The following is an 18,875-nucleotide window of genomic DNA, read 5'->3' on the forward strand; positions in this document are numbered from 1 at the left end:
TCAGCAGCTGTTGGAAGGCATTCAGAATCATGTCCACCGGCATCCGGATCCCCTGAAACAGCGGGCGAAAGTGCAACACCAGCCAGTCGATCCCGTCTGTGACCCAACGGTCGAGCGGCACCAATGTGTGGTGGAATGGATCAAGCGGATTGAACGCCGTATCCACGTTAGCGGGTGCGTTATTCAGCCAGTCCGCACTCTGCGGCGGGGCATCGGCGGCGGTTGGCGGGCTGTGCAACGGTGGATTGTGCAGCGGGTCGACCGAGGTTGGCGCACTACCGGGCGCCGTGGCCCAAGGATCCGATGCAGGGGATGCGTCGGCCGGCTGGCCGACCGTCGCCCAGGGATCCGCCGTCTGGCGGGTGGTATCCCCGCTCAGCGTTTCGTTCAGGTTTGGGTTTTGCGTATCAGCCATTTAGCGAGCCCTCCTTATCCAGCGCCTGCAGCAACATCCCTTTGGAGATGATGCCAAGATATTCATGGTGTTCTCCGACGACCGGCACCGCACAGGGCGCCTGCGCCACCTGAGAGATCAGTTCGCTGAGCGGCATGCTGGCGGAGACGGCCGCCGGCGCGGGCAACAATGCCTGCTCCAACGGCTGTTGTGCCTGCAGCGCTTGTTTGAGTGAATCGAGGGAAACGACGCCGATAAATTTCTGACCGCGCTCCAGCACATAGCCGTACTCGCGATCTTCTTGCTGCAATATCTTCAATGCTGAACGCGGCCCTACGCCCGGAATTTTACGGATCAACGCCACGGGCCGACGGCGGACGATATCGCCGGCGCTGAACACCTGGCTGACGTCTACGCCGCGGAAAAAGGCGCGGACATAATCGTTCGCCGGGTTGTTGAGGATCTCATCCGGCGTACCGACCTGAATCACTTCGCCGCTATGCATGATGGCGATGCGATCGCCGATGCGCATCGCTTCGTCGAGATCGTGGGAAATAAAGACGATTGTGCGTTGTTGTCGCGCCTGCAGGCGGATCAACTCGTCCTGCATCTCGGTACGAATCAACGGGTCGAGCGCCGAAAACGCCTCGTCCATCAGCAGGATGTCCGGGTCGTTGGCCAATGCCCGCGCCAGACCGACGCGCTGGCGCATGCCGCCGGAGAGCGCGTCGGGATAGGCGTGGGCATAGGTTTCCAGCCCAACCTGTTGCAGCGCGCTGATCGCCTTCTGTTCGCGTTCGGCGCGCTGCACCCCGGCCAGATCCATGCCGAAGGCGGTATTGTCGAGAATATTGAGATGGGGCATCAGCGCGAACGACTGAAACACCATGCTGATTTTTTTACGCCGAACCTCACGTAGCGCACTGTCGGGCAGACGGGAGATATCCTCGTCGTCGATCAGCACTTGCCCGCGGGTCGGTTCGATCAGGCGATTGAGAAGGCGTACCAGCGTGGATTTACCGGAACCGGATAATCCCATGATCACGAAAATCTCGCCTTCTTCAATGGCCAGACTGGCATTTTTCACCCCGACGGTCAGACCGGTTTTTTTGAAAATCTGATCTTTGTTCAGGCCTTTATCGATAAGTTTAAATGCCCGGTCAGGGTGGTCGCCAAATATTTTATACAGAGACTTTATTTCAAGTTTAATTGCCATGTAATGAAAGGTTTCCTATGGAGTTTATCGTGCGATAGTGTTGTCCTGTGAATGGGTGAGACTGTTATTACCCTAGCATACTGAGCGTCGATGACAACCCTTGGTCTGAGGTTTTCAATATTGTTCACACAATGTAAACCGTGTTTTTTTGATAATTAAGAACGGGTTTTTTATATTCAATATGTTGTTTTTATTTATTAATTTATGATTCCTCTTATTCAGGATATATTGCGATCATTTCGGTGTTTATATGAATATTAATTGACAACTTGAAGACGGAATTTTGACTAAGAATTATCTCGTTTTTATCTTCTCTGGTTATTGCTTGGGGTAATTAAAATACCGTTTTTGGAATTGTTCTTTGCGGGAAATAATGGGGCGTTTAGCGGTTTGAATATTCCTCCATCATTGGAGGATTTTGGGGGGAATAATACGGCCTGCCATTGATGGCAATGAGCGCGATATGAAAGGCCTTATCCTGCGATAAGCCGCGCGCATTATCACCCGCCCTCAGACGCAAGTGCATCGATGAAGACAATGCCATCGACGCACTGGTGGCGTCGATGGTGGAAAGAACGTGTGAACCTTGGCGGCAGATTACTCTTTACCCAGCGCCAGTCCGGACATAAACGCCGCGGGCGACTGCGCCCGTTCGTGGCGAGCCAGATAACGGTAACAACCCGCCCCCAACGCCACGCCGATAAACCAGCTGAAATTGGCGACGTCATGCCAGGCGGGAATGAAGCTGATCACCAGGCCGATCGCCACCGACGGGAGCAATGCCAGCACTGCGTTGGGATTGACGCCGTTGCGATACCAGTAGCGGCCGCCCGGCGCATCGTTGAACAGCGCATCCACGTCAACCTTGCTGCCTTTGATGAGATAGAAATCGGCCAGCAGGATGCCGAACAACGGGCCGATAAAGGCGCCCAGCACATCCAGCGTGTAGTGGATCAGCTCCGGGGACTGGAACAGGTTCCACGGCGTCAGCAGTACCGAGCCTACCGCGGCAATCATGCCGCCGGTGCGAAAGCTGATACGCTGCGGCGCGCAGTTGGAGAAATCGAACGCCGGCGAAACAAAGTTAGCGACGATGTTGATGCCGATGGTGGCGATGATCATGGTCAGCAAGCCCAGTGCCACCGCCACGCTACTGCCGACACGGCTGACGGTCTCGATCGGATCGGTCATCATCTGCCCGAACAGCGACTGGGTGCCGGAGACGATCACCACGGTGACGATGGAGAACAGCAGAAAGTTGAACGGCAGCCCCCAGCGGTTGCCGCGACGAATTTCTCCCATGTTTTTGGCGTAGCGGGAAAAGTCGCCGAAGTTCAGCAACGGCCCGGAGAAATAGGAAACGACCAGCGCGGTGGCGGTGATCATCTGCCAGAGCTGTTCGCCGCCGCTGAGCGACTTGCTGCCCAGCGTGAATGAAATACTGCTTAGCCCTGTTTTGTATACAATCCATGCCGCCAATGCCAACATGACGACATAAACCGCCGGGCCGGCGACATCGATAAAACGCTTGATGGCGCTCATGCCGTGCCAGAATACCATCGCCTGCAACAGCCACATAATACCGAAGCAGATCCAGCCCAGCGCGGACAGCCCGAGCCAGTGCGGCTGCGTCAGCGGCGTCAGTGCGGGATAGAACTTCAGCGCCACCAGCATCAGCGCGTTGGCGGCCAGATAAGTCTGGATGCCGTACCAGGCGAAGGCGATCAACCCGCGAATCACCGCCGGAATATTGGCGCCGAACACGCCGAAGGCCTGACGGCTGATCACCGCATAGGGTACGCCGCTCATCTGGCTGGGTTTGGCGACCAGATTGGCGCACAGTTGCACGATGCAGATGCCCGCCAGCAGGCATAGCAGCACCTGCCAGCTGGCCAACCCCAGCGTGAAGAAACTGGCGGCGACCACATAGCCGCCCATACTGTGCACATCCGACATCCAGAACGAGAATATGTTGTACCAAGACCAGTTCTGTTCCCGCGTTGGCGCCAGATCCTCATTACACAGTCTGGGGCTGTAATGCGCCGGGCTATTCCCGGTTGTGATTGTCGTTTCTGGCATGGAATCTGCTCCTCTTGTCTGCGATGAGAAATGGAATATTGTTGATACAGGCAAGCGGTGTATTGCAGGAATTGGGCCAGAATATGGGTTTTTGTATACATTGTATTGTTTTTATGTATACGATTTATTGACGATGTGACAACGGAATAACGTAATGAACTATACCTACGGTCTCGATAAGGAGACCTTTTTTGAGCAAAAAGATGAGGTTATCTATCAGGCGTTGCTGAATGCCATCGTAGAGCATCATTTATTGCCGGGCACCCGGCTGCCGGAAGAGGCGCTGGCGGACGTGTTCGGCGTCAGCCGCACCGGGATCCGCAAGGTGCTACAGCGTCTTGCCACTGTGCAAGTGATCACCCTGCTGCCCAAACGTGGTGCACAGGTGGCGACGCCTACCGTGCAGGAAGCGCGCGATATCTTTCAGACCCGCTGCCTGATGGAGTGCGCCAACCTGCCGCAGGTGGTGGCGCACTGTCAATCGACCCATCTGGCTGGTCTGGCGTCGTTGATCGCCGATGAGGAGAAAGCACATCAGGATCACAACGGCGCCGAGGCGATCCGTCTTTCCGCCGCATTTCATATTCAACTGCAGGCCCTATCCGGCAACCATGTCCTCGCCGGTCTGGTTTCGCAATTGACGCTGCGTTCATCGTTGGTGATCGCCGCTTACGGTACGCCGTGGCAGCAGGGGTGTCGCTGCCATGATCATCAGGATCTGCTGGCGCTGCTGCGAGCCGGCGATCTACCGGGGCTGACCGCCGCGATGCAACAGCATTTTGATGAGATCGTCGCCAGCCTGCGTTTCGATCGCGATGAAGAGGTCGCGCCGGATTTTCATCGTCTGTTCGGGCATCTCAATGAGGAGAAAGCGTGATGGCCTGCGTGATCCAGGTGATTAACCCCAACACCAGCCAGGCGATGACCGACACCATCGCCGGCGCGGCGCGACGGGCGGCAGCGCCGGGCACTGAAATCGCGGCGGTTTGCCCGTCGCAGGGGGTGCCTTCCATCGAAGGGCATTTTGATGAAGCGGTGGCGACGCTGGGCGTGCTGGAGCAGGTACGCCTCGGCAAGGCACAGGGCGTCGACGGGCACATCATCGCCTGCTTCGGCGATCCGGGTCTGCTGGCGGCGCGGGAACTGGCGCGTGCGCCGGTGGTCGGTATCGCCGAGGCGGCGATGCATATGGCGACGCTGGTGGCGACACGTTTTTCCATTATCACCACGCTGCCGCGCACGTTGGTGATCGCCCGGCATTTGCTGCAACGCTACGGTTTTGAACACCATTGCGCGGCGTTGCACGCGATCGACCTGCCGGTACAGGCGCTGGAGGATCCGCACGGCATGGCGCAGCACAAAGTACGGGAGCAGTGTATCCAGGCCCGGCGTCAGGATGGCTGCGGCGCGATCGTCCTGGGCTGCGGCGGCATGGCGGATCTGGCGCAGACGCTGACGCGGGAGCTGGACATGCCGGTGATCGACGGCGTCAGCGCGGCGGTCAAAATGGTGGAAGCGCTGGCGGGGCTTGGGCTTTCCACCAGCAAGCACGGCGATCTCGACTATCCGCTGGATAAACCCTTGACCGGCGCCTTCAGCCACCTGCGCTGATCCCCGCTAAGCATGAAGAAGGATGTATCCATGAATACCCTCGCAGACTGGGGACCTGACCCGGATTACCCGCGTGATCTGATCGGCTATGCGGGCAAACCGCCGCACGCCAACTGGCCGGGGCGCGCACGCATCGCAGTACAATTCGTGCTGAATTATGAAGAAGGCGCGGAAAATAACGTGCTGCACGGCGACGCGGGATCCGAACAGTTCCTGTCGGATATTATCGGCGCCGCCAGTTATCCCGCGCGGCATATGTCGATGGATTCGCTTTACGAGTACGGCTCCCGCGCCGGTTTCTGGCGTATCCATCAGGAGTTTCAGCGCCGGGGCCTGCCGCTGACGGTATTCGGCGTCGCCATGGCGCTGGCGCGCAATCCGGCGGTGACGGCGGCGATCCGTGAGGTGGACTACGATGTGGTCAGCCACGGCTGGCGCTGGATCCACTACCAGGAAATGGATGTGGAAACGGAGCGCCAGCATTTGCGCCGGGCGGTGGAGGTGCAGACCGCGCTGTTCGGCCGGCCGCCGTTAGGGTGGTATACCGGGCGCGACAGCCCGCATACCCGGCAGTTGGTGCTGGAGCACGGCGGCTTTCTGTACGACAGCGACTATTACGGCGACGACTTGCCGTTCTGGATGCCGGTGCAACTATCGGACGGCGCGTTGCGCCCGCACTTGATCATCCCCTATACCCTGGAAACCAACGATATGCGCTTCGCCGCGCCGCAGGGCTTCAACAGCGGCGATCAGTTCTTCACCTACCTGAAAGACAGTTTTGATGTGCTGTACGCCGAGGGCGAAAACGCGCCGAAAATGATGTCGGTGGGCATGCATTGCCGTTTGTTGGGGCGGCCGGGACGTTTCCGGGCGTTGCAGCGCTTCCTCGACTACATCCAGCAACACGATCGGGTGTGGGTGTGTCGTCGTCAGGAGATCGCCGAGCACTGGTATCGGGAACACCCGTATCGCGGCGCCTGATTTTCCCCTGCCCATGCGGCGCGTTGGCGTCGCCGATGACTGCCGGGCATATCACCCGGCGCGCCTTTCTTCGCACAATAGGGTGCGCCTTTCGTCCACAGTGCGGTGCGTCCTTCCTTGCTCAGTGCGGCATCGTGCCGGCTTCTCGCATTGCCCGTGCGGTCAACACCGTTGCTGAAAGTGCGACGCCGGTGTGTTCCCGTCAGACCATCAGGCTGACGTGAGCGGCGACGATGCGCCAGCCTTGTTCGGTGCGCAGCCAGGTCTGCATCTGGCGGCCGATCTTTTCCGTGCCCGCGCGGCGAAACTCGGTGCTGGCCACCGCCATGTCGCGGCCGTAGGTGGTGATCACCGTATTTTGCACTTGGCGATCCAGCCCGCTTGACGGCCGGGCGGCGCGGAATTCCCGGATCTGTTCGATGCCGTACAGGTTTTCCGATGCGCCGTAGCGCACAGTGCGCGCGTCGTGCCAAAACAGTTCGTCCAGCACCTCGATATCATTGCCGGTCAACGCTTGTTCGTAGCGATAAAAGGCGGCGGTAACGTCGTCCAAGACCTCGGGCAGGTTGATTTCAATACTCATCAGCGATTTTCCATCGGATTGAGGGGAGCAGGCGCCAATGCCTGCGCGATACCTTGTTGCTCCAGGCGCCAGGCGGCCTGTAGCGCCAGATCTTCGCGCCAGGGCGCGGCGATCAGCTGAACGCCGATCGGCAACCCGTGGGCGGCGGTGAGCGGCACCGTGACCACCGGCAGGCCGACAAACGAAATCGGCTGGGTCAGCATGCCCATGCTGGCGCGGATCGGCAGGTCGGCGCCGTTGATGCGCATGGTTTCCTGGCCGATCAGCGTGGCGCTGCAAGGGGTCGCCGGGGCGATCAGCAGATCGGTATCGGCGAACAGCGCCATCGCCTGACGACGGAAATGATCACGGAAGCGCTGGGCCTGTAGGTACCAGGCTGCCGGGATCATGGCGCCGGCCAGCAGGCGCTCGCGGGATAGCGGTTCAAACAGCTCCGGCGTGGCGCGCAGGGCGGGCAGATACAGATTGCCGCCTTCACTGGCGGAGAGCAAAAACGCGGCGGTGCGCGCCAGTCCGGCATCCGGCAAGTCGCAGTCGTCGTCCGCCGCCAGCGCGGTCGCCACCCGGCGTACCGCATCGGCGGCGTGTTCGTCGCACCCGTCGGCGAAATAGCCGCCCAGTACGCGGCAGCGCAGCGGCGTGTCGTCCGCTAATGCATCGACGGCGGCGATAGCCGGCTGTGCCACCTGAAAACGATCGGCAAGATCACGCCCTTGCAGGGCATCAAACACACAGGCCAGATCCTCGGTGGTGCGAGCCAGCGGGCCGATGTGATCCAGACTGCCGACAAACGGCTGCGTGCCGTGGCGCGACAGGCGGCCGAAGGTGGGTTTCAGGCCAAAGATGCCGCACAGCGACGCGGGCACGCGGATCGAGCCATTGGTGTCGCTGCCGAGTGAGAAGCTCACCAGCCCGGCGGCGACGGCGGCGGCGGAACCGCCGGACGAACCACCGGCGATGCGGCTGGGATCGTGCGGGTTGCGCGTCGGGCCGTAGTGGCTGTTTTCGGTGGTGAAGCCATAAGCATAAGCGTCCATGTTCAGCAGGCCGCTCAGCAACGCGCCCGAGCGGCGAAGTTGTTCCACGGCGAAGGCGTCCTGCGCGGCGGGCGGGTTCCGGCTATAGAGGCGCGCCCCCGCCAGTGTGGTTTCACCCGCCACATCGAACAGGTTTTTGACCGCATAGGGCACGGCGGCCAGCGGCGGCAGTTGTTGCCCCGTCCGTTGCTGTTCGTCGATGGCGGCGGCTTCCGCCAGCATCCGTTCATGGGTCAGACGGGTGTAGGCGTTAAGCAGCGGATTCAAGCGTTCGATCTGCGCCAGCGTATGCTGCGCGATGTCGACGGCGGACAGGTGCCCCTGCGCCACCTCGTTTTGCAGGGTGCGGATGGAGAGCTGAGTCAGGTTCATGGCCGGTACACTCCCGCCACTTCCTGCCGCGTTTCCAGCGGGTAGGCCATCAACGGTTGCGCCATCGTGGCGATACGGCTGAACTGCAACTGCAATTCCTGGCGGCGGACGTCATCCAGATCCAACCCCAGCAGGGTTTCCATTTGTTGCAGATAGGCGGCGAGCGCCGCGTTGTCGAGGGCCTGCGTATTCATGGCATAACTCCTTAACTCAAAAAATATGTTGGGGTTTACACGTCGTTCCTGGGTTCGCAAACAGTCAGAATCCGGCGGCGCTGCCGTTGCTGCGCGGATCCGCCGCGCCTTCCAGCATGCCGTTGGGGTGGCGCACGATGGCCCCGGCGTGGCCGACGGTTTCACTGAAACCGGAGAGCAGTTCCACATCGTGCCCCAGCCCGCGTAGCGCCTGCACCGTGGCCGGCTGGAAGCGATCTTCCAGTTTGAGCGTATCGGTGGCCTGGCCCCAGGTTCGCCCCAGCAGCCAGCGCGGTGCGGTGATCGCCTGTTGTAGCGGCATGCGCTGGATGACGTGGCGGGTAAACAGCGCCGCCTGCGTCTGGGGCTGGCCGTCGCCGCCCATCGAGCCGTAGACCAGCGTGCGTCCGTCGGATAGCCGCGCCGCCGCCGGGTTTAAGGTGTGGAACGGTTGTTTCCCCGGCGCCAGCGCCAGCAGGTGGTGCGGATCCAGGCTGAAAGAGGCGCCGCGGTTCTGCCACAGCACGCCGGTGCCCGGCAGGATCACGCCGCTGCCGAATTCGTGGTAGATGCTCTGGATGAAGGACACCGCCAACCCGTTGCGGTCGCAGGTGCCGAGCCACACGGTATCGCCGGGGCCTTTGCCTTCTCCCCAGGACGACGCACAGCGGGTATCGACGTTACCGGCCAGTTCATCAAGGTGCTGACTGCTCAGCAGATCCTGCATGTTCTGGTCGATCAAGCGCGGATCGGTGATGTAGCGATCGCGCAGCCGAAACGCCAGCTTGGTGGCTTCCACAAGGCGGTGGATGGTCTGGCTGTCGCTCAGATCTTCCATGCCCAGCCGATCGGTGATGCCGAGGATCGCCAGCGAGACCAGCCCCTGGGTCGGCGGCGCCAGATTGAACACCTCGCCCCGGCTGTGCGCGAGTGTGAGCGGTACGGTACGGCGGGCGCGGTGCGCCGCCAGATCATCGAGCGTGAGCGGCATGTCCAGCGCGGCCATCTGCCGGGCCATCCGCTCCGCCAGCGTGCCGCGGTAGAAACTGTCGAGCCCGTCGTCTGCCAGTTGCCGCAGCGTAGCGGCCAGGTCGGACTGGATAAAGCGGCTGCCGGTGCGGGGTATCTGCCCCTGCGGCATAAACACCCGGCTGAATTCGGCAAAATCGCACAGCTCGTCATGGCGGCTGGTGAGCGAATCTTCCTGCGACTGAGTGACCGGGATGCCGTCGGCGGCATAGCCGATGGCATCTTCCAATAACGTCGAGAGCGGCAGCGGGCGGTTTCCGCCCAGTTCGGCGGCGCAGGCCAGCGCCTCCTGCCAGCCACTGACAGTACCGGCGACGGTCAACGCCGCCTGCGCGCCGCGATGCGGAATGCGGGCGTGTCCGGCGTAGCGCTGGCGCGTAGCCAGCGAACCGGCGGCGCCGCTGGCGTCAATGGCGATGGGCTCGCCTTCCGGCGGCACGATCAACCAGAAGCCGTCGCCGCCGAGGCTGTTCATGTGCGGGTAAACGACGGCGATGGTCGCCGCCGCAGCCACCATCGCCTCAATGGCGTTACCCCCGGCGCGCAGAATGCGCTGGGCGCTGGCGCTGGCGAGGTGATGCGGGGTCACGGCCATGCCCGAGGGGGCGATGTTGCTCTGCATCATGTGAATGATTCTCCGTGTGGTCGGGATACCGGTAGGGTGTTCGGCTCGAAATGGTCGATGTTAAGCAAAAGCCGTTCCATCTTTTCCGCTTGCCGTCGGCCTGCCGGTATATGGTAAGGTGCTGCGGTGTTGATAGTATGAAACAAAAGTTGCAGAGGCAGGCATGAAACAGATCGATGAACGGCTACGCAGCCAGTACAGCGCGCTTTCTCCCCAGGAACAGCGGGTGGCGGAGTTTATCTTCGATCATCTGGATGACTTGATTAGCTACAACAGCGCCGAGCTGGCGCGGTTGAGCGGGGTATCCAAGGCCACGGTCAGCCGCCTGTTCCGCCGTCTGGGATACCCCAGTTACCGGGAAATGCGCGATGAGCTGCGCACCCTGCGCCAAAGCGGAATGCCGTTGACGGACAACCGTGATGCGGTGCAGGGCAACACGCTGTTGGCGCGTCATTACAAGCAGGAAATGGCCAACCTGACCCAGTGGGTCAACCAGATCGATCCGCAACAGTTCGGCGCGCTGATCGCCGCGCTGCAACAGGCGCGGCGCGTGTGTATTCTCGGGCTGCGCAACAGTTATCCGGTGGCGTTGCATCTGCGCCAGCAGTTGCTGCAGATTCGGCCGCAGGTGGCGCTGCTGGCCCAGCCGGGGCAGACGCTGTCGGAAGAGTTGGCGGATCTGGATGCGCAGGATGTGGTGGTGGCGGTGGCGTTTCGCCGTCGTCCGCGGCTGATGCATCCACTGTTGCAGCAATTGCAGCAACGTCAGGTACCGGTATTGCTGCTGTGCGAGCCGCAGGCGCACCTATTGCCGCCGCTGGCGAACTGGACGCTGAGCGCGCCGTTGGACAGCGTTTCCGCCTTTGACAGCTATGCCGCCGCCATGAGTCTGGTCAATTTGATCAGCAATGCATTGCTGCACCAGATGCTGGCGGAGGGGCGGCTGCGCATTCACCAGATCGCCGATCTGTATCAGCAACTGGAAGAGTTGGAACAGCGGTAATGGGGCACCGGACTGGTGCCTTTGCACTATCTTGGTTCAATTCATTCTCGTGGCTGTGCCCTCCCGATGTGCGTTTTCGCGGTGGCTTTTTGACTTTTTCGTCGTGAATTCTGCGTGCTACAACGGCGGGTTTTGCGTGTTAATTCCCCTCTCTCTTGCTTCCTTTACGTTTTTATAGCTGGCACATATCTTGCTTTTATTTCTGGAACATTGGTTTCAGTAATTGCATGTAAGAATCTTTAGTTTCAATCTATCGTAACCGGGGGCAACGCAATGAATTTCAAAAAAGGTCTTTTGGCAATGGCGGGTGCGGCACTGTTGATCATGCAGGCGGGAAGCGCCATGGCGGATCAATTGCAGGATATTCAGCAGCGCGGCGTGCTGCGTGTCGCGGTGCCGCAGGATTTTCCGCCGTTTGGTTCGGTGGGAACCGATCTACAACCGCAAGGGTATGACATCGACGTGGCGCGTTATCTGGCGGGCGAGATGAAACTAAAGTTGCAGCTGGTGCCAGTGACCAGCGCCAACCGCGTGCCTTACCTGCAAACCGACAAGGTGGATCTGGTGATCTCCAGCCTGGGTAAAAATGCCGAGCGCGAGAAAGTGATTGATTTCAGCCGCGCCTATGCGCCGTTCTTCCTTGGTGTCTTCGGGCCGAAAGAGGGAGATGTGTCGTCGCCGGATGCGTTGCAGGGTAAAACCGTCGGTGTGACCCGCGGCGCGGTGGAAGACATGGTGTTGACCGACATCGCGCCGAAGACGGCCGACGTCAAGCGCTATGAAGACAACAACACCACGCTGTCCGCCTATCTGTCCGGCCAGGTGCAGTATATCGCCACCGGCAACCTGGTGGTGGCGGCCATCGCGGAAAAGAACCCGACCAAAGCGCCAGTGGCGAAGTTCATGCTCAAGGATTCCCCCTGCTTTATCGGCCTGAAGAAGGATGAACCGGCGCTGAAGGCCAAAGTGAATGCGCTGATTGAGAAAGCCATCAAGGACAACACGCTGAACGGCCTGTCCGAAAAATGGCTGAAGGCGCCGCTGCCGGCCAATCTGGGATCGTAAGGACAAGCTATGACATACCAGCTTCATTTCGCGGCATTGTGGCCGTACTGGCCGGAATTACTCGCCGGGCTATGGGTCACGATTGAGCTGACCGTCATGGCGACCCTCGGCGGCGTGGCCATCGGCGTGTTGGGCGCCGCGCTACGCAGCGGCAGGCCGACGCTGATAAGCCGCCTGTGGGGCTGGTATGTCGAGCTGATCCGCAATACGCCGTTTGTGGTGCAGCTATTTTTCATCGTATTCGGCCTGCCGGGGCTGGGGCTGAAGCTCAATGCCGGTCAGGCTGCGCTGCTGGCGATGTTGGTCAACCTGGGAGCTTACAGCACGGAGATTATCCGCGCCGGTATCCAGGTGACGCCGAAAGGCCAGTGGGAGGCGGCGCGGGTGCTGGGGCTGACCAAAACCCAGACCTTTCTGCGGGTGATCCTGCCGCCGGCGTTGCAACGGATTTATCCGGCATTGGTCAGCCAGTGCATCATCGTGATGCTCGGTTCTTCCGTGGTGTCACAGGTGTCGTTTGAAGAACTGACCTTCGCCGCCAACCTGATTCAGTCCCGAACCTTCCTCAGTTTTGAGGTGTATCTGGTGACTACGCTGTTTTATCTGGCGCTGTCGATGCTGATGCGCCAGCTGCTGCTGCTGGCCGGGCGACGTTTGCTGGGAGTACCGCGCCAATGATGACGTTTACCGACTGGGATATCGTGCGCAACCTGCTGCTGGCGGGGCGCTGGACGCTGCTGTTGTCGCTGGCAGCCTTTTTTGGCGGCGGTCTGGTCACGCTGCCCTTGTTGCTGCTGCGTCTGACCAAACGCCCGTGGCCGCTGCGCCTGACCCGGCTGTACGCCGATGTGTTTCAGGGCACGCCGCTGCTGATGCAGCTGTTTTTGGCGTTCTTCGGCCTGGGGTTGTTCGGCATCGACGTCAGCCCCTGGACGGCGGCGGCGCTGGCGCTGACGCTGTTCACCAGTGCGTTTCTGGTGGATATCTGGCACGGCAGCGTGCTGGCGCTGCCGAAAGGGCAGTGGGAAGCCTGTCGTTGCCTCGGGCTGACCTTCACCCAGACGCTGACCCGGGTGGTTGCCCCGCAGGCGATGCGTATCGCCATCGCGCCGACGGTGGGGTTTTCAGTGCAAGTGATCAAGGGCACCGCACTGGCTTCGATCATCGGCTTCGTCGAGCTGACCAAGGCCGGCACCATGCTCAACAACGTGACCTTCCAGCCGTTCAAGGTGTTCGGGCTGGTGGCGCTGGGCTATTTCCTGCTGTGTTACCCGCTCTCTTACTACAGCCGTTATCTGGAGAAGAAATTCAATGCCGCTCATCACCATTAATCAGGTCCATAAGTATTACGGCCAAAACCACGTACTGAAAGGCGTGGATCTGGATATCGATGTGGGCGAGGTGGTGTCTATCATCGGCCGCAGCGGTTCCGGCAAAAGTACGCTGCTGCGCTGCATCAACGGGCTGGAAGGCTATCAGGACGGCAGTATCAAACTGGGCGGGATGACTATTACCGACCGCGAGTCGCAAGCGCGCGAAATCAGCCGATCCGTCGGCATGATCTTTCAGAATTTCAACCTGTTTCCCCATATGACGGCGCTGGAGAACGTGATGCTGGCGCCACGGTTGGTGTTGGGCAAAAGCGATGCCGAGTGCCGGGCGCTGGGGGCGCAGATGCTGAACAAGGTCGGGCTGGGGGAGCGGATGGAGTATTACCCGTCCAGCCTGTCCGGCGGCCAGCAACAGCGGGTGGCGATCGCCCGTGCGTTGGCGATGAACCCGAAGGTGCTGCTGTGCGATGAGATCACTTCGGCGTTGGATCCGGAACTGGTGGGCGAGGTGCTCAAAGTGCTGGAACAACTGGCAGCGGAGGGGATGACGCTGATTCTGGTCACGCACGAAATGAATTTCGCCCGCGAGGTGGGCGACCGGGTGGTGTTTATGCATCAGGGGACGGTGTGGGAACAGGGGCCGGGCGATGCACTGTTCGCCAGCCCGCACACACCGGAACTGAAGCAGTTTATCGCCTCGGTAAGACTGTGAGGATGAGGACGTCTGACCCGGCGCGCCGGTAAGCGCAGCGATCGCGTGTTGTCGCCGGACGGTAGGCACAACTTGCCGGTTATATCGGGATCGGCATTGGGCTATCCCTGTTCTCATTGAACATTCCCCAACGTCGTTGGGAATCTATTTCAGGAGTGAATTTCATGCATAACGAACTGCTGGCGCAAATCAATCCGCCGCACCGCCTGTTGATGGGGCCGGGCCCGATCAACGCCGATCCGCGCGTACTGCGCGCCATGTCCAGCCAATTGATCGGCCAGTACGATCCGGCGATGACCGGCTACATGAATCAGGTGATGGCGCTGTATCGCCAGTTGTTCCGTACCGACAACCGTTGGACCCTGCTGGTGGACGGCACGTCGCGCGCCGGGATCGAGGCGATTCTGGTATCGGCGATCCGCCCTGGCGATCGGGTGTTGGTGCCGGTGTTCGGCCGCTTCGGCCATCTGTTGTGCGAGATTGCCCGCCGTTGCCGCGCCGATGTGCACACCATCGAAGCGCCGTGGGGCGAGGTGTTCACGCCGGATCAGATCGAAGACGCCATTAAGCGGGTGAAGCCGCGCCTGCTGCTCACCGTGCAGGGCGATACCTCGACCACCATGCTGCAACCGCTGGCGGAGCTGGGGGATATCTGTCGTCGTCATGACGTCCTTTTTTACACCGACGCCACCGCGTCGTTCGGCGGCAACCCGCTGGAAACCGACGCCTGGGGGCTGGATGCGGTGTCCGCCGGGTTGCAGAAATGCCTGGGCGGGCCGTCCGGCAGTTCGCCGGTCACGCTCAGCCCGCGCATGGAGGCGGTGATTCGCCAGCGTAAATGCGTGGAGCAGGGCATCCGTACCGCCGACCATCAGGACGGCGACGACGAAATGATTTATTCCAACTATTTCGACCTCGGCATGGTGATGGATTATTGGGGGCCGGAGCGCCTCAATCACCATACCGAGGCCACCAGCATGCTGTTCGCTGCCCGGGAATGCGCCCGCGTTATTCTGGAAGAGGGGCTGGATGCCAGTATTGCCCGTCACCGGCTGCACGGCGATGCGTTGCTGGCCGGCATCGAAGGCATGGGGCTGCAAGCTTACGGCGATGTTGCCAACAAGATGAACAACGTATTGGGGGTGGTGATCCCGCAAGGCGTCCACGGCGAACAGGTGCGCAAGCTGCTGCTGGAGGATTTCGCCATCGAGATCGGCACCTCGTTCGGGCCGTTGCAGGGCAAGATCTGGCGTATCGGCACCATGGGGTATAACGCCCGAAAGGATTGCGTGATGCAGACGCTGAGCGTGCTGGAAGCGGTGCTGAATCATCTGGGGTTCGCGACGGTTCAAGGCGCGGCGATGCAGGCGGCGTGGGATGTTTACCGCAACCGCAAGGAGCCGGCATGAGCGACGTGCTGACGGCGGCTGAAGCGCAGTGCGCCGCACGTCGCGTAATGCAGCGTTGCGATGAGCTGGCGGCCATCAGCGAGACTGTCGGTCAACTGACGCGGGTCTACCTGTCGCCGGAGCATCTGCGCGCCAATCGGCGAGTCGGCGAATGGATGCAGGAAGCCGGCATGCGCGTCTGGCAGGATAGCGTCGGCAATATCTGCGGGCGTTATGATGGGCACACGCCCGACGCGCCGGCGCTGCTGCTGGGTTCTCATCTGGATACGGTGCGCAACGCCGGGCGCTATGACGGCATGCTCGGCGTGTTGAGCGCGATTGAAACCGTCGCCAGTTTGCATCGCCAAGGGATCCGGCTGCCGCTGGCGGTGGAAATTGTCGGTTTTGGCGACGAAGAAGGCACTCGTTTCGGCATTACCCTGCTGGGAAGCCGGGGGCTGACCGGTACCTGGCCGTCCGACTGGTTATCGCGCACGGATGCGGACGGTGTCACCGTCGCCAGCGCGTTGCACACCGCCGGGCTGAACGTCGATGCCATTGGCGACGCCGAACGGGCGGCGCGGGAGATTGCGGCGTATCTGGAATTGCATATCGAGCAGGGGCCTTGTCTGGAGCAGGCGGCGCTGGCGCTGGGGGTGGTGACAGCCATCAACGGCGCCCGGCGGTTGAACTGTACGTTTACCGGCCTGGCGGGGCACGCGGGGACGGTACCGATGTCGCAGCGGCAGGACGCGCTGGCTGCCGCCGCCGCCTGGATGACGCGGGCGGAGCAGCTCACTTTGGCGAGCGACCCGCATCTGGTGGCGACGTTCGGTACCCTGCAATGTTTGCCGGGGGCGGCGAATGTGATCCCGGGGGAAGTGCGGCTGACGCTGGATATTCGCGGGCCGGCCGACGCGCCGCTGGATGCCTTGCTGCAACAGTTGCTGGATCTGGCTCAGACCATAGCGACCACGCGCGGTTGTGCGTTTAACGCCGAAGAGTATTACCGCATCGCGGCGACGCCGTGCGACAACGCACTGCAACAGCGGCTTTCCGACGCGGTGACGGCGGTGCAGGGCCGCAATTTGCGACTGCCGAGCGGCGCGGGCCATGATGCTATCGCCATCGCTGAACGCTGGCCGGTGGGAATGCTGTTTGTCCGTTGCAAGGGCGGCGTCAGCCACCATCCGGATGAATCGGTATTGACCGACGATGTGGCGCTGGCGTTGCAGGCGCTGTGGCTGACGGTGTTGGGATATCGCTGAGGTATACAGTGGGCCGCGGGTGATGGGCATGTGCTGCCATCGTATGTCGGTATGTCGAGGGTTTTATCTTTAAGTGGAAACCGTTGGCGTGGCGTAGGCCACATCATTCACTCATGGTGGATGAAGAAGAGAGTGTGAACCTCCTGGAATTGACCACCGTGCCATGGTTTGGCATTAGCGTGCGTTTTTTTCTAACAATACATTTCCGGGTGGTCGGTGATATTGGGAGCGATAATCGCTCCCGCTTTATTTCTTCTGTTGCCATCAGTGACTGTCATAAATTGAATTTTTTATCAGCCATATTCTATTTTGGTGAAGGTGCGTCGTCATCACAATATCATCATAATAGGGAATGACATGTAATACGTAATACCCTAAATACCGCCAATTACTGGCAAAGAAAATACCCGAATGAACACGGTCGTCATGGCTGAATTATTGTCTGTGTGGGTTGGCATTAATATTCATTCGGTAACAGATGGCGCATCATAAAAAGTGAACGTCGGCCTGACGACCAGACCATGTTCGTGGCTACCGGATAAAACCAGAAAGTAAGCTGGCATAATCAGGTTTCTTAGCTAAACACGTCGTATTGATCAGCGACAGTACGCTAGCAAAAGGGGAACATCGCAGGAAATCGACCACATGTTCATTGTCCACCTCATTAAACAACGCACCATGACGAAACTGGACATATTCCAGAGCCGCATGGAAATACAATGTGGCAAGATTTGGCGTCAGATGGGTATTGATTCCCTCATCACCGATCTCTTTATTGAGCTGTTTCAGCGCCTCCATCATACCGGCCTGCCCTCTCTGAATAAGCGCGTTATCACTTTCGGTATAGCGTGCTAATACTGCGGTTCGAAACGCAATGTCCATCAGCGTCTTTGCTGCCCCTAACTGTTTAATTTCATTGGCCTGTGCCGAGTCTACCTGGCGTAACGCTTGGGGTTGATAGGTTGCAATTAAATACTGGCAAATGCATAAACTTTCGGTAAGAGCCACTCCGTTACCAAGTTCCAAAGTGGGGATCAGGCAAAATGGATTGACGCTTTTAAGATTAATGGGGGAACTCCAGGGGTCAACCCAAATAAATGTGAGTGGTGAGCAGTGTGATAAAAGAGCGGTTGCGACGACCACACGTGAGAAAGGGGATGTTTCATTAAGGTACAGTTGCATGCATAGTCCTTTATTGGGCTAAATGGATTGGGAAATAGGTTTTGAAATTGGGTGCGATGATGTCAACATGATGCAAGTCACAGAAAGTAATAGCGCACTGGTACTGATAGCAAACAATACGTTGTATGAATCCAATTGACTTAAAGAATACGCCATTAAAAAACCAACCACCCCTTGCGATATTGCAAAAGAGAGTGTCATGCCACTCCATGCTTTTGTATGCAGATCATATCCCACACATTCCAACATATAAGTCGATACCAGCGTCACGGTTCCCGGAGTAAAAATACCAACCAACAATGAAGACAGGAATAATGCGGCCGGATGCGAACTGACTAGCGGTAGTGCGACTCCTAGCGCTTTCAGACTAAATGCGATGCAAAGTGAACGTTTCAGCCCAAATCTATCACCTAGATTACCCGTAATCAGTGGGCCAATAACTGCGCCGACACCAAATGTCGCCCAGAAAAAACCACCACTGGATAATGTGTATTAGCTCAGACTTGATCTGACAGTTACCGGTTATTTATACAGGTGTCTGTCAGATTACATCTGGCTTAAATTTTTCTCAGCCCAGATGCGTTTTCCATCAAGTAATGTTTCCATCGGCGTCCGCCCACAGCACATTTTTCCCTGATGAGTTCGTTCATTATTGTAATAATGCAACCATTCATCAAGATCCGATTGCAGAGTATCAATGTCTCCGTACAGTTTTTTACGGAATGTCATCTGATAAAACTCCTGCAATATCGTCTTATGGAACCGTTCGCAGATACCGTTGGTTTGTGGCGACATCGCTTTGGTC

The 18,875-nt window shown here is 59.4% G+C and carries 18 protein-coding genes and 2 pseudogenes; 10 read left to right on the plus strand and 10 right to left on the minus strand.

The window, feature by feature from the left end; genetic code table 11:
• The 3 genes and pseudogenes from DPA2511_RS23820 to DPA2511_RS04600 all read right to left on the minus strand — a co-directional run.
• Positions 1–415, minus strand: a pseudogene (locus DPA2511_RS23820) (glycine betaine/L-proline ABC transporter permease ProW); the annotation flags it as partial.
• Entirely contained in the window at positions 408–1,610 is a 1,203-nt protein-coding gene (gene proV / locus DPA2511_RS04595) for a glycine betaine/L-proline ABC transporter ATP-binding protein ProV (RefSeq protein ID WP_012764523.1), read from the minus strand. The gene proV and the pseudogene DPA2511_RS23820, both read right to left, overlap by 8 nt.
• A gap of 597 nt (positions 1,611–2,207) precedes the next feature.
• Positions 2,208–3,689, minus strand: coding sequence for an NCS1 family nucleobase:cation symporter-1 (locus DPA2511_RS04600; RefSeq protein ID WP_012764524.1), 1,482 nt, complete (start codon positions 3,687–3,689; stop codon positions 2,208–2,210).
• A gap of 154 nt (positions 3,690–3,843) precedes the next feature.
• Here DPA2511_RS04600 and DPA2511_RS04605 point away from each other — a divergent pair, with 154 nt between their 5' ends.
• Genes DPA2511_RS04605 through puuE form a run of 3 tightly spaced genes read left to right on the plus strand, consistent with a single transcriptional unit; the run spans position 3,844 to position 6,281 of the window.
• Positions 3,844–4,566: a GntR family transcriptional regulator gene (locus DPA2511_RS04605; RefSeq protein WP_012764525.1), complete on the plus strand. Its 723-nt coding sequence runs from the start codon at positions 3,844–3,846 to the stop codon at positions 4,564–4,566.
• Positions 4,566–5,300: an aspartate/glutamate racemase family protein gene (locus tag DPA2511_RS04610; protein WP_012764526.1), complete on the plus strand. Its 735-nt coding sequence runs from the start codon at positions 4,566–4,568 to the stop codon at positions 5,298–5,300. Before DPA2511_RS04605 ends, DPA2511_RS04610 begins: the two co-directional genes overlap by 1 nt.
• Positions 5,301–5,330: 30 nt before the next feature.
• Positions 5,331–6,281: an allantoinase PuuE gene (gene puuE, locus DPA2511_RS04615; RefSeq protein ID WP_012764527.1), complete on the plus strand. Its 951-nt coding sequence runs from the start codon at positions 5,331–5,333 to the stop codon at positions 6,279–6,281.
• Between the two features lie 202 nt (positions 6,282–6,483).
• On the opposite strand, the gene hpxZ is transcribed toward puuE, so the two are convergent.
• The 4 genes from hpxZ to DPA2511_RS04635 all read right to left on the minus strand — a co-directional run bounded on the left by hpxZ (position 6,484) and on the right by DPA2511_RS04635 (position 10,121).
• Positions 6,484–6,864, minus strand: coding sequence for an oxalurate catabolism protein HpxZ (gene hpxZ / locus DPA2511_RS04620; protein WP_012764528.1), 381 nt, complete (start codon positions 6,862–6,864; stop codon positions 6,484–6,486).
• Positions 6,864–8,273, minus strand: coding sequence for an AtzE family amidohydrolase (locus DPA2511_RS04625; RefSeq protein ID WP_012764529.1), 1,410 nt, complete (start codon positions 8,271–8,273; stop codon positions 6,864–6,866). Before DPA2511_RS04625 ends, hpxZ begins: the two co-directional genes overlap by 1 nt.
• Positions 8,270–8,467 (minus strand): oxalurate catabolism protein HpxX, encoded by a 198-nt coding sequence (gene hpxX, locus DPA2511_RS04630; protein ID WP_012764530.1) that lies wholly within the window; start codon positions 8,465–8,467, stop codon positions 8,270–8,272. The genes DPA2511_RS04625 and hpxX overlap by 4 nt, the downstream gene beginning before the upstream one ends.
• A 64-nt stretch (positions 8,468–8,531) precedes the next feature.
• Complete coding sequence (locus DPA2511_RS04635) at positions 8,532–10,121, minus strand: gamma-glutamyltransferase family protein (protein ID WP_012764531.1); 1,590 nt, start codon at positions 10,119–10,121, stop codon at positions 8,532–8,534.
• A 163-nt stretch (positions 10,122–10,284) separates the two neighbouring features.
• Between DPA2511_RS04635 and DPA2511_RS04640 the strand changes: the two genes are divergently transcribed.
• The 7 genes from DPA2511_RS04640 to hpxK all read left to right on the plus strand — a co-directional run bounded on the left by DPA2511_RS04640 (position 10,285) and on the right by hpxK (position 16,888).
• The gene (locus tag DPA2511_RS04640; protein ID WP_012764532.1) at positions 10,285–11,124 is read left to right on the plus strand and encodes a MurR/RpiR family transcriptional regulator; all 840 of its coding nucleotides are present in this window, start codon (positions 10,285–10,287) and stop codon (positions 11,122–11,124) included.
• A 273-nt stretch (positions 11,125–11,397) separates the two neighbouring features.
• Positions 11,398–12,189: a transporter substrate-binding domain-containing protein gene (locus DPA2511_RS04645; RefSeq protein WP_023638172.1), complete on the plus strand. Its 792-nt coding sequence runs from the start codon at positions 11,398–11,400 to the stop codon at positions 12,187–12,189.
• A 9-nt stretch (positions 12,190–12,198) separates the two neighbouring features.
• Positions 12,199–12,867: an amino acid ABC transporter permease gene (locus tag DPA2511_RS04650; protein ID WP_012764534.1), complete on the plus strand. Its 669-nt coding sequence runs from the start codon at positions 12,199–12,201 to the stop codon at positions 12,865–12,867.
• Entirely contained in the window at positions 12,867–13,520 is a 654-nt protein-coding gene (locus DPA2511_RS04655) for an amino acid ABC transporter permease (RefSeq protein WP_026595123.1), read from the plus strand. Before DPA2511_RS04650 ends, DPA2511_RS04655 begins: the two co-directional genes overlap by 1 nt.
• Complete coding sequence (locus DPA2511_RS04660) at positions 13,501–14,232, plus strand: amino acid ABC transporter ATP-binding protein (protein WP_012764536.1); 732 nt, start codon at positions 13,501–13,503, stop codon at positions 14,230–14,232. The genes DPA2511_RS04655 and DPA2511_RS04660 overlap by 20 nt, the downstream gene beginning before the upstream one ends.
• 164 nt (positions 14,233–14,396) lie before the next feature.
• Positions 14,397–15,641 (plus strand): pyridoxal-phosphate-dependent aminotransferase family protein, encoded by a 1,245-nt coding sequence (locus tag DPA2511_RS04665; protein ID WP_012764537.1) that lies wholly within the window; start codon positions 14,397–14,399, stop codon positions 15,639–15,641.
• Positions 15,638–16,888: an allantoate amidohydrolase gene (gene hpxK, locus DPA2511_RS04670; RefSeq protein ID WP_012764538.1), complete on the plus strand. Its 1,251-nt coding sequence runs from the start codon at positions 15,638–15,640 to the stop codon at positions 16,886–16,888. The genes DPA2511_RS04665 and hpxK overlap by 4 nt, the downstream gene beginning before the upstream one ends.
• Before the next feature lie 531 nt (positions 16,889–17,419).
• Here the strand turns inward: hpxK and DPA2511_RS04675 are convergent.
• The 3 genes and pseudogenes from DPA2511_RS04675 to DPA2511_RS23825 form a co-directional block, all read right to left on the minus strand.
• Positions 17,420–18,070 carry a glutathione S-transferase N-terminal domain-containing protein gene (locus tag DPA2511_RS04675; protein WP_012764539.1) on the minus strand — a complete coding sequence of 217 codons (651 nt, stop codon included), beginning with the start codon at positions 18,068–18,070 and terminating at the stop codon, positions 17,420–17,422.
• An 18-nt stretch (positions 18,071–18,088) separates the two neighbouring features.
• Positions 18,089–18,538 (minus strand): annotated as a pseudogene (locus tag DPA2511_RS24205) (YbfB/YjiJ family MFS transporter); the annotation flags it as partial.
• 78 nt (positions 18,539–18,616) lie between these two features.
• Positions 18,617–18,875 (minus strand): integrase core domain-containing protein (locus tag DPA2511_RS23825; RefSeq protein WP_035049438.1); only part of this gene is annotated, 259 nt, incomplete at its 5' end.

This window comes from Musicola paradisiaca NCPPB 2511 (genome assembly GCF_000400505.1).
Lineage (GTDB): Bacteria > Pseudomonadota > Gammaproteobacteria > Enterobacterales > Enterobacteriaceae > Musicola > Musicola paradisiaca.